Annotated in this window: 11 protein-coding genes; 6 read left to right on the forward strand and 5 right to left on the reverse strand. The window is 56.0% G+C overall.

All coding sequences use genetic code 11. The features are described from left to right. Window positions 1-18 precede the first annotated feature (18 nt). The 4 genes from hpf to npr all read left to right on the forward strand — a co-directional run bounded on the left by hpf (window position 19) and on the right by npr (window position 2,034). Window positions 19-306, forward strand: a complete 288-nt coding sequence (gene hpf / locus A1WC_RS03340; RefSeq protein WP_004206206.1) for a ribosome hibernation promoting factor — start codon at window positions 19-21, stop codon at window positions 304-306. 70 nt (window positions 307-376) lie between these two features. Then, window positions 377-865, forward strand: a complete 489-nt coding sequence (gene ptsN, locus A1WC_RS03335) for a PTS IIA-like nitrogen regulatory protein PtsN (RefSeq protein ID WP_004144926.1) — start codon at window positions 377-379, stop codon at window positions 863-865. A gap of 45 nt (window positions 866-910) precedes the next feature. Then, window positions 911-1,765 carry an RNase adapter RapZ gene (rapZ, locus tag A1WC_RS03330; protein WP_002918428.1) on the forward strand — a complete coding sequence of 285 codons (855 nt, stop codon included), beginning with the start codon at window positions 911-913 and terminating at the stop codon, window positions 1,763-1,765. Next, complete coding sequence (gene npr / locus A1WC_RS03325) at window positions 1,762-2,034, forward strand: PTS phosphocarrier protein NPr (protein WP_002918431.1); 273 nt, start codon at window positions 1,762-1,764, stop codon at window positions 2,032-2,034. The genes rapZ and npr overlap by 4 nt, the downstream gene beginning before the upstream one ends. Before the next feature lie 63 nt (window positions 2,035-2,097). Here the strand turns inward: npr and mtgA are convergent, their stop codons facing one another. From mtgA to uxuA, 4 genes are all read right to left on the reverse strand, one after another. Beyond that, window positions 2,098-2,823: a monofunctional biosynthetic peptidoglycan transglycosylase gene (mtgA, locus tag A1WC_RS03320; protein WP_008806653.1), complete on the reverse strand. Its 726-nt coding sequence runs from the start codon at window positions 2,821-2,823 to the stop codon at window positions 2,098-2,100. Further along, the gene (gene elbB / locus A1WC_RS03315; RefSeq protein ID WP_008806654.1) at window positions 2,820-3,473 is read right to left on the reverse strand and encodes an isoprenoid biosynthesis glyoxalase ElbB; all 654 of its coding nucleotides are present in this window, start codon (window positions 3,471-3,473) and stop codon (window positions 2,820-2,822) included. Before elbB ends, mtgA begins: the two co-directional genes overlap by 4 nt. Window positions 3,474-3,706: 233 nt before the next feature. Further along, window positions 3,707-6,046 carry an aerobic respiration two-component sensor histidine kinase ArcB gene (gene arcB / locus A1WC_RS03310; RefSeq protein ID WP_012540466.1) on the reverse strand — a complete coding sequence of 780 codons (2,340 nt, stop codon included), beginning with the start codon at window positions 6,044-6,046 and terminating at the stop codon, window positions 3,707-3,709. Between the two features lie 149 nt (window positions 6,047-6,195). Further along, the gene (gene uxuA, locus A1WC_RS03305; RefSeq protein WP_016161878.1) at window positions 6,196-7,260 is read right to left on the reverse strand and encodes a mannonate dehydratase; all 1,065 of its coding nucleotides are present in this window, start codon (window positions 7,258-7,260) and stop codon (window positions 6,196-6,198) included. A 288-nt stretch (window positions 7,261-7,548) separates the two neighbouring features. Between uxuA and A1WC_RS03300 the strand changes: the two genes are divergently transcribed. Next, window positions 7,549-8,565: a Zn-dependent oxidoreductase gene (locus A1WC_RS03300; RefSeq protein WP_016161879.1), complete on the forward strand. Its 1,017-nt coding sequence runs from the start codon at window positions 7,549-7,551 to the stop codon at window positions 8,563-8,565. A gap of 86 nt (window positions 8,566-8,651) precedes the next feature. Continuing rightward, window positions 8,652-9,935 (forward strand): MFS transporter, encoded by a 1,284-nt coding sequence (locus A1WC_RS03295; protein ID WP_016161880.1) that lies wholly within the window; start codon window positions 8,652-8,654, stop codon window positions 9,933-9,935. Between the two features lie 46 nt (window positions 9,936-9,981). Here the strand turns inward: A1WC_RS03295 and A1WC_RS03290 are convergent, their stop codons facing one another. Then, window positions 9,982-10,917: a TIGR01212 family radical SAM protein gene (locus A1WC_RS03290; protein WP_032691251.1), complete on the reverse strand. Its 936-nt coding sequence runs from the start codon at window positions 10,915-10,917 to the stop codon at window positions 9,982-9,984. Window positions 10,918-11,048: the final 131 nt, after the last annotated feature.

The raw sequence follows: 11,048 nt of genomic DNA on the forward strand, positions 1-11,048 counted from the left end.
ACCGATAAGGAAGACACTATGCAGCTCAACATTACAGGACACAACGTCGAGATCACCCCCGCGATGCGCGACTTCGTCACGGCGAAGTTCAGCAAACTGGAGCAATTTTTCGACCGGATCAATCAGGTCTATATTGTGTTAAAAGTAGAGAAAGTGACGCAAATTGCGGACGCGAATCTGCATGTCAACGGTGGCGAAATCCATGCCAGTGCGGAAGGGCAGGATATGTATGCAGCTGTCGATGGTCTTATCGACAAGCTGGCAAGGCAGTTAACGAAGCACAAAGATAAACTAAAACAACACTAATTGTCCGGGCCCCCCTGCGTCCGTCGTGGTTTAACATCGGCGGCGGGCGCGGGGGCGCTCAGGTGAAATTATGATGAACAACGATTCGGCTCTACAACTGAGCAACGTCCTGAACCAGGAATGTACCCGTAGCCAGGTTCACTGCCAGAGCAAGAAGCGTGCTCTGGAAATCATTAGCGAACTGGCCGCCAAACAGTTAAGTTTGCCGCCGCAGGTGGTGTTCGAAGCGATCCTCACCCGCGAAAAAATGGGCAGTACCGGGATTGGCAATGGTATTGCCATTCCTCACGGTAAACTGGAAGAGGATACGCTGCGTGCTGTCGGCGTTTTTGTCCAGCTGGAAACCCCCATCGCCTTCGACGCGATCGACAATCAGCCTGTCGACCTGCTGTTCGCGCTGCTGGTGCCAGCCGACCAGACAAAGACTCACCTGCATACGCTCTCCTTGGTGGCCAAACGGCTGGCGGACAAAGCGATTTGCCGTCGCCTGCGCGCGGCGCAGAGCGATGAAGAGTTGTATGAGATCATCACCGAAGCAGGAAGCAGCGATGACGCATAACGGCAGTCGCACCTTATCCTTTATCGTACTGAGGAGAAACGGTACATGGTACTGATGATCGTCAGCGGCCGCTCGGGCTCGGGGAAATCCGTCGCTCTGCGAGCGCTGGAAGATATGGGCTTTTACTGCGTGGATAACCTGCCGGTCGTGCTGCTGCCCGATCTGGCGCGGTCGCTGGCTGACCGCAATATCTCCGCGGCCGTCAGCATCGACGTGCGTAACATGCCGGAATCACCGGAAATCTTTGAACAGGCGATGCAGAACCTGCCGGAATGCTTTTCTCCGCAATTGCTGTTCCTTGATGCCGATCGTAATACCCTGATCCGCCGTTACAGCGATACCCGTCGCTTACACCCGCTCTCCAGCAAGAACCTGTCGCTCGAAAGCGCCATCGACGAAGAGAGCGACTTGCTGGAGCCACTGCGCTCCCGTGCGGATCTGATCGTCGATACGTCCGAAATGTCGGTGCATGAGCTGGCGGAAATGCTGCGTACTCGCTTGTTAGGCAAACGCGAGCGCGAACTGACGATGGTCTTCGAATCCTTCGGCTTCAAGCACGGTATTCCGATCGATGCTGATTACGTCTTTGACGTGCGCTTTCTGCCAAACCCGCATTGGGATCCGAAACTGCGTCCAATGACCGGTCTGGATAAACCGGTGGCCGCCTTCCTTGACCGGCACACTGAAGTGCACAACTTTATTTACCAGACCCGGAGCTATCTTGAGCTATGGTTACCGATGCTGGAGACCAACAATCGCAGCTATCTGACGGTGGCCATTGGCTGCACCGGCGGTAAACATCGTTCGGTTTATATTGCTGAACAACTGGCTGACTACTTCCGCTCCCGCGGCAAGAACGTACAGTCTCGTCATCGGACGCTGGAAAAACGTAAATCATGACCGTAAAGCAGACCGTTGAAATCACCAATAAGCTGGGCATGCACGCCCGCCCGGCGATGAAACTGTTTGAGCTGATGCAGAATTTCGATGCCGAAGTACTGCTGCGCAACGATGAAGGCACGGAGGCGGAAGCAAACAGCGTGATTGCCCTGCTGATGCTGGACTCCGCGAAAGGGCGGCAGATAGAGGTGGAAGCCAGCGGTCCGCAGGAAGTTGAGGCGCTCGCCGCAGTGATTGCTCTTTTTAATGCCGGATTTGATGAAGACTAAGCGTCACGCTTCCCGGCGACGGCCGACTGGCGACAGTACCAGCCCCGGCGCCGGATTCACGCGCTAATACAGCTTATGCTCGCGCATAAACCCTTCCCCGCCCAGCTGTCGCATCTGGCGTAAGATCCAGGCCTGGCGGCTGCGCACATAGCCCGAAGGCGCGTCAGCGCGATAGCGGATCGGATTTGGCAGCACCGCGGCCAGCAGAGCCGCTTCCCCCGGCGTCAGCTGGCTGGCAGGCTTATGAAAATAGCGCTGCGCGGCCGCTTCCACACCAAATATCCCATCGCCAAACTCGGCAATATTCAGGTAGACGGTCAGGATCCGCTTTTTACTCCAGACGGTTTCTATACCGACCGTCAGCCCGGCTTCCAGCCCCTTACGCAACCAGCTGCGGCCATCCCATAAAAACAGGTTTTTCGCCGTCTGCTGCGACAGCGTTGACGCGCCGCGGATGCGGGTATCATGACGCTCATTGTGCGCCAGCGCTTTTTCTATCGCCGATACGTCGAACCCCCAATGTTCCGGGAACTTTTGATCTTCGGCGGCAATCACCGCCAGCCCCATCCATGGAGAGATCTCATCCATGCCGACCCAATCAGAGTGCGCCAGATAGTGGACATCTCCGGAGAGCCAGGCGCTCACCTGCCGCTCAAGCATCACCGCCGAAAACGGCACCGGCAGCACGCTAAACAGCGCGATCCCCCCGCCCCAGAAGACGGCGGCGATCAGCAGCAGACGCAGCGCCAGTCGTTTTAGCAGCGCAAAGGGCGCAACGCGGAGCCTCATGCGCTCAGCGCCAGCACGCGGGCGACCAGCTTTTCGATCCCGGTGGCGGCTTGAGCAATATTCTCTGCCAGCATATACGCCGGGGTGGTGACCACTTTGTTCTCTTCATCCACCACGATGTCGTCGACCGGACAAGGCACGTGCTCCGCCCCCATCTCTTCGACCACATCGGCAGTATCGAGATCGGTCCCGATGGTTATGCGCAGCGGAAACGCAAAAATCTTCGGCAGCAGCGCCGGGGCAATGCACATGAAACCCAGCGGTTTGCCGGCCTGATGCATCGCCAGTGCCAGAGCCTGCAGATCGCGGTCCACCTGACATTCGCTGCCCTCGGCGGCGAAGCTGCTTAAATTTTTCGCCGCGCCGAAGCCGCCGGGGACGATCAGCGCGTCCAGCGTCTCCGCACGCGCCTGCGTCAGCGGTAAGATGTCGCCGCGGGCAATTCGCGCCGCTTCCACCAGCACATTGCGTTGCTCCGTCAGCGGTTCCCCCGTCAGATGGTTGATGACGTCGCGCTGCGGTTTATCGGGTGCAAAGCACACCGCCTGCGCGCCGTTGCGCGCGATCGCCAGCAGGGTAATCACCGCTTCATGAATTTCACTGCCGTCGTACACGCCGCAGCCGCTCAGTACCACACCAATTTTTTTCATCGCTTTCGCTCCTCCATGCAACTCGCTGAAACCAGTCAAAAATGTCGATTTACTCGCTATGCTTCACATATTTTACTGATTCATGTAACAAATTAGTTAAGCTTTGCTATCTTAATGAGCGAGCAATCCACTTCTCAGGTTGCGCCACGTAACAACATCACTCAAATAACACTGGCTCAACCACCAGTTCCCTGGTGTTGGCGCAGTATTCGCGCACCCCGGTCTGTCCGGGGTCATTTTTTTCCGGCCTTCGCCACCCACGCCTTCAGTACCGCCACGTCGTTTTGCCACTCAGATTTCATCTCTTCAACCCATTCAGCGACATTATCAGACCAGGCTGGCAGATCCGGCGTCTGGATCTGCTGCCCCAGCTGCTGGATGTGGCGCAGACCAATAGAACCCGCCGCCCCTTTGATCTTATGCCCCTCTTCGACAATCCCTTTTTGATCGCGGGCGGTGAGATTGGACTCGAGGACAGACATATAGCCCGGCATCATCTTCTCAAACACCGCGAGGCCATCGTTGATAAGCTTCGGTCCCACCAGTTCGATATATTGCTCCAGCATATCGGTATCCAGCACCGCGTCGGCTTTATGCAGATCGGCCGCCGGCGCTTCCTGCGCTTCCTCTTCCGGCGCATCCCAGAATTTCTTGATCATGGCCGTGAGCGCTGGCACCGACAACGGCTTGCTCAGCACATCGTCCATCCCGGCGTCGAGATACTCTTTCTTATTCTTCAGTACGTTGGCGGTCAGGGCCACCAGCGGCGGCAGCTCATCCGCGGCAAAGTTCTGTTTTAGCTGGCGAGAGATATCCAGCCCCGTCATATCCGGCAATTGAATATCCAGCAACACCAGGTCGTACTCGCCTGGCTCAAACATCTCCAGCGCGGCTTTCCCGGTCATGGCGACATCCACGCTGTTGCCCAGCTTTTCCAGCACCGAACGGGCCACAATGACGTTGAGCTCAATGTCTTCCACCAGCAGCACGTTAAGCGCGGGTAATGGCATGTCGTCTTCCGCCAACGTATCTTCCACTTCTTCCGCAATGGCAGGCGCATGGACGGTGAGCGTAAAGGTCGCCCCTTTACCCGGCTGGCTGGTTACGCTGATATCGCCGCCCATATTGCGCGCCAGGCGACGCGAGACGGCGAGACCAATGCCGGTTCCGGTGGCTGGTTTGCCGCCGTGGCTGTCTTTGACCTGGTAATACATGGCGAAAATTTTGTCCTGTTCCGCTTCAGGAATACCGATACCGGAGTCTTCCACTTCGAAGTGCAGGATATCGCCTTCGTCATAGCGCACGCGGACATTCACCCCGCCGCCCTGGGGGGTAAACTTCACGGCGTTGCTGATAAGGTTCCACAGGATCTGGCGCAAACGCGTACCGTCGGTGATCACTTTATGCGGTAGCGGCAGGCTCGGCTCCAGCACAAAGCGCAGGCCCTTCTGCTGGGCCTGCAGACCGGAGAGGTTTTCAAGGTCGGCAAGGAAGCTGGTGAAGTCCACCGGCTGGTTATCGAGCTGTACCTTACGGCGCTCCATTTTATCCATGTCGATAATATCATTGAAGATATTCCCCAGCGTCACCGCCGAGACATGGATGGTTTTCAGGTATTTCTCCTGCTCGCTGGTCAGTTCGGTATCCAGCAAAATACGGCTCAGCCCGACGATCCCGTTTAGCGGGGTACGCAGCTCATGGCTGATGGTCGAGATAAAGGTAGTTTTATCCCGGCTGGCGCGCTCGAGGGCGTCCTGATAGCGTTTTCGTTCGGTGATATCGCGCCCGAAGCCCATCAGGCCGCGACGCTTACCGACGCGATCGTAGTACGGGACCTTGCGGATTTCGAAGCACGCTTTGCGACCATCGGGATAGTCCAGCCACTGCTCATAGGTCAGCGATACATTGTGGCGGAACACCTTCTCGTCGGTTTCCAGCACCTTTTCCGCGGCCTCTTCGCTATAGACGTCCTGCGGTTTGAGATGGATCAGCTGTTTCTCACTTTTGCCGGTCAACAGCTCCATCGCCCGGTTACAACCTGAAAACTCCTTATCTTCATTGCGATAGAAGACCAGGTCCGGGGAAGCATCAAGGAAAGAGCGCAGAAAGGAGGATTGCTGTTCGAGTTGGATCTGCGTCTCTTCACGCTCTTTCATCTCGATCTTCAACTGCTCGAGAGTGGTCTCGCGCTCGGCTTCTGCTTTTTCTCGTTCGCCTATCTCCTGATTCAACTGCGCGATGTTATCTTTCAGCTGCACGTTCAGCTTCAGATCGCGCTCGCGCATCTCCTCCAGCTTGTCCACCAGCCGCGAAAGACGCTGGCGGGACTCTTCGAGTTGCTCCACCACCACCGAGAGAAAGTAGACCGCCCAGGGGGTAATCAACAGACCAAAGAAGATAGAGCGGATAACGTCGATACTTTCTACCTGGCCATGCAGCACCATGGTGACCGCCATCTGTACCACAATGGCCAGCACCACCAGCGCAAGAGCCAACAGCATCGAAAAGCGGACCAGACCCAGCTTCATCATCAGGTCGACATAATACTGCGCCAGCATACGAATTTGCTTCATAGAGGATTCCTTCACGACAACTCCGCACAATAATACTCAATTCTGAGCAATGCGCTGTAAGTTGTGCAAAAAATGCGGGAAGGCGCTGATATGACGGCTGGTCGCCAAGGCGAACCAGCCGCTAAAAAGAGGCAAGGTCAGGAGAACGGTTAGCGCTTGCTTAACGCCTCCCAGAGCCCCTTCAGGTAGGTCACGCCGAGAGCGCGGTCGTACAAGCCATAGCCTGGCCGTCCGGTCTCTCCCCAGATAAAGCGGCCATGATCCGGGCGAATATAGCCGTCGAACCCGTTGTCATACAGCGCTTGCATCACCTTGTACATATCCAGGGAACCGTACTCTGACGGATGGGCGCACTCGTAAAAATCTTTATCCCGTATCAGCTTAATATTGCGGACGTGGGCAAAGTGGATCCGTTTGCGCCGGGTAAACTCTGCCAGGATGGCGTACACATCGTTATCCGGATCTTCGGCAATCGAGCCGGTGCAGAGCGTGATGCCGTTGGCGGGCGAATCGACGGCCCGGCAGATCCAGTCCAGATCGTCGCGGTTTTTGACCACCCGCGGCAGGCCAAAAATGGAGTACGGCGGATCGTCCGGATGGATCGCCATTTTCACCCCGACCTCTTCACAGACCGGGATCACCGCCCGCAGAAAATAGACCAGGTTCTCCCGCAGCTTGTGGTCATCCACCGCGCTATATTTGGCAAACAGGGTCTGCACCTCCGCCAGCCTTTCTGGCTCCCAGCCCGGCAAGGCGAAGCCGTTTGAGTTCTCCAGTACCTCTTTCACTACGTCTTCCAGCCGTTTATCGATATCTTTCTTCTCAAAAGCCATCGTCAACGAACCATCCGGCAGGACGTAGTTCATATCCGTCTTCATCCAGTCAAAAACCGGCATGAAGTTATAACAGATAACTTTGACGCCGAAGCGGGCAAGGTGGCGAATGGTCTGCTGATAGTTGGCAATATAGCGGTCACGGGAAGGAAGGCCGATTTTAATGTCATCATGAATGTTGACGCTCTCTATCACCTCCATTTTCAGGCCCGCGGCATGGGCCTGGCTGACCAGACGCGCAATTTTATCGACTGGCCATACCTCACCCACCGCGACGTCATAGAGCGCGCCGACGACCCCCTCCACGCCGGGCACCTGTCGTATATGCTCTAATGAAACCTTGTCTTCCTCTGGCCCAAACCAGCGCATTGTCATCTGCATCGTTATCACCTGCTTCATAATTTGTGTTTTTACCCTACTACCATACCAGCAATCATAATCGAATTGCCCTTTCCTGTCGTGATAACGATCACATTCCTGCACCGGGCAAGCCCATCCCGGCGCATTCATATTTTTTTTCAATTTATTTCAATAGATTAATAATAGTCTGGCTTTTTCTGACGACCTCTTCCAAATGTGATCCAGAGCTATTTATGATCAAATGCATACTTGTATGGTAATAAAAACAGGCGAAATTCGTTCGCGAAACAGACAATGGAAGGAACAGAAATGAGAAGCGTCATCGTCAAAGAGCCAGGCCAACTGAACATTGCATCACGTCCGGTTCCCGTTCCGGGCAGCCATGAAGTACGGGTGAAAATCGCCTTTGCCGGGATCTGCGGTTCCGATGTACACATCTATCAGGGCCACAACCCCTTCGCGAAATATCCCCGCGTTATTGGTCATGAATTCTTCGGCATTATCGATGCCGTCGGCGAGCAGGTCTCTCCGGCGCGTATTGGCGAACGCGTCGCGGTCGATCCGGTGGTCAGCTGCGGCCATTGTTATCCCTGCTCGGTTGGCCGGCCGAATGTTTGCGCGCAGCTCCAGGTCATCGGGGTGCACCGCGATGGGGGATTCAGCGACTATGCCTGCGTGCCGGCCAAAAATGCCTGGCGCATTCCGGAGGCTATCAGCGATCGTCAGGCGACAATGGTTGAGCCTTTTACTATTGCGGCAAATATTACCGCCCAGCTGCAGCCCACGCCGCAGGATATCGCCCTGGTTTACGGCGCTGGCCCGATGGGCCTGACGGTGATCCAGGCGCTGAAGGGGGTGTATGGCGTTAAGCAGGTGATCGTTGTGGACCGCATTGCCGAACGTCTACAGATGGCACGGGACAACGGCGCCGATCTGACGCTCGATAACACCCATCAGCCGCTGGCGGATCAGCTGGCGCAGCGGCAGATAGCCCCCACGCTGGTCATTGATGCCGCCTGCCACCCAGCCATTCTGCAGGAGGCAATCCTCCTCGCCTCCCCTGCCGCCCGCATCGGCATACTCGGTTTCTCCGGCGAGGCGTCCACGCTGACCCAGCAAAGCATCACCAGTAAAGAGATCTCCATTTTCTCCTCGCGGCTGAACAGCGGGCGCTTTCCGCTGGTCATCGACTGGATGGAAAAAGGCCTTATCCATCCTGAGGCGTTAATCACCCACTGTATGCCGCTGGAGCAGGTGAAAGAAGCCATGGAGATTTTCGCCAACGATCGGAAGACCTGCTGCAAAGTGCTGCTGCAATTAGGCTAAGCCGACATTATTTTTAAATAACGGCCGACGGATATCTGTAGATCCGCCGCGCCTGATATAAATCATATAATGAGCATGGTGTTATCATGGGAAAAAATATTCGCTGGATTATCGTCCTGTTATTATTTTTAGTGTATATGATAAATTATCTGGACCGGGTGGCGTTATCCATTACGGTGCCGATGATTGAAAAGGACCTTGCACTTAACGCTGAACAATTTGGTATGATTTTCGGCAGCTTTTTCTTCGGCTACGCGGTCTTTAATTTTATTGGCGGCCTCGCCGTCGATAAATTTGGCGCCACATTGGTGATGGGCCTGGCGGTTGGGTTATGGTCGCTGTTTTGCGGCTTAACCGCGGTTGCCACCGGCTTTTATTCCATGCTGGTGCTCCGCGTGCTCTTCGGGATGGCAGAGGGCCCGATTTGCGCCTCAGCGAACAAGATGATTAACGGCTGGTTTCCTAAAAAGCAAGCAGCAACCGCAGTGGGGTTCCTCAGCGCCGGCTCTCCGCTGGGCGGCGCGGTCGCCGGACCTATCGTCGGTTATCTGGCCCTGGCTTTCGGCTGGCGTCCCGCGTTTATGATTATTTTCGCCATCGGTATTGTGTGGATGGTCGTGTGGTTTTTTATTGCCGCCAACTCGCCTGACAAACATAAGCATGTCAGTCAGGAAGAGCTCATGCTCATTAATAAAATGAAGCAAGAGGAGGACGCCCTGGAAACCGTAGAAAATCAAACGGCCCACTCACTGGGTTATTATCTCAAGCAGCCTATTATTCTGGTGACGGCATTTGCCTTCTTCTGCTACAACTATATTCTGTTTTTCTTTCTCAGCTGGTTTCCGTCCTATCTGATCCAGCAGCACCATCTGGATATTAAACAGATGAGTCTCACCACCATGATCCCGTGGATCGTCGGTTTTGTCGGTCTGGCGCTGGGGGGTTATATATCCGATAAAATATTTAACCTTACCGGAAGGCTGCTGCTGTCGCGCAAAATCGTGCTGGTGGTATGCCTGCTAATGGCCGCGCTCTGCGTGGGGCTCGCCGGTACCGTTAGCAGCGTCGTTCCTGCCGTTCTGCTGATGTCGGTCTCCATCTTTTTCCTCTATGTGACCGGGGCGATCTACTGGGCGATTATTCAGGACGTGGTGCATAAATCCCGCGTCGGCGGCGCCAGCGGCTTTATCCATCTTATCGGCAGCGTCTCCGGCATCGTGGGGCCGATTGTCACGGGCTATATCGTGCAGTCCACCGGCAAATTCGACAGCGCCTTTATTCTCGCCGGCACTATCGCCGCGCTTGGCGCCGTGCTGGTGCTGCTGGTGATTAAAACCCCACGGATGACGATGAAAGCCAGTCAGGCATAAATGGCTGAAGAGCGATGTCCGGCCTTGGCCCGGACATCGTCTGCTTCTACTTCTCCGCCAGGGGCACAGCCCAGCTGCGGCCTAGCGCCGAGCCCTGAGCGCCCTGCTCATTCAGATAGCGATCCAGTTCAACCATTCCGGTCCAGCGATTTTCGCACCACAGCGGCGCCAATAGCGTGGGTCGACGGGCGCTGGCCGATATCCGGTGATAGATCACCTCCGGCGGCGTATGGCGAATCATCTCCCCGGCGGTCACGGTATACGCCTCCAGCTCAATGCCATTGAGACGCCCGGCCTGCCACGCTTTGGCCATAATACTGCCTTTGACAATGTGCAGCGGGTGCAGCTTGATGCCGTCCACGCCGGTCGCCACCACCCGCTCCAGCGTCTCCAGGCAATGGTCCTGGGTCTCTCCGGGCAGGCCGACGATCAGATGTGCGCAGACCTTCAGCCCTCGCGCTCGCGCCAGACGCGCAGTACGCTGGTAGCAAGCGAAATCATGCCCACGGTTAATCCGATGCAGGGTTTTATCGTGCGCGGTTTGCAGTCCCAGCTCCAGCCATACCTCATATCCTTGCTCATGATATTCACTCAGCAGATCGAGGACCGCCTCCGGCACGCAGTCCGGGCGGGTGCCGACGCAGAGGCCGACAATATTCGCCTGACTGATGGCCTGACGATACATCGAGCGGAGCACCTGCACTTCAGCGAAGGTGCTGGTATAGGCCTGGAAATAGGCCAGATAGCGCTTTGCCCGGTTGACGAGCTGCGCCTGATGAGCGAGCTGTTCGGCGATGGAGCGATGCTGCTGCGCCTCATCGGCAAAGGAAGCCACATTACAGAAAGTGCAACCGCCGCGGCCCAGCGTGCCGTCGCGGTTCGGGCAGCTAAAACCGCCGTGCAGCGTCAGCTTATGGACCTTTTCGCCATAGCGGCGCATAAGATCCCCACCAAACATATTGACTAATTTCTGTAACTGCATAATCTGATAGACCGGCCTCAACAAAGGGGGGCCAAGCCTGCCACTTTTTGTCACCGACGGCGATGACCTGGATCAATCGTCAGCGCGGCGGCCACCCTTATTGCATAAAAAATCATGATTACTGCAATTTC

Source organism: Klebsiella sp. KTE92 (genome assembly GCF_000398905.1).
GTDB lineage: Bacteria > Pseudomonadota > Gammaproteobacteria > Enterobacterales > Enterobacteriaceae > Klebsiella > Klebsiella variicola.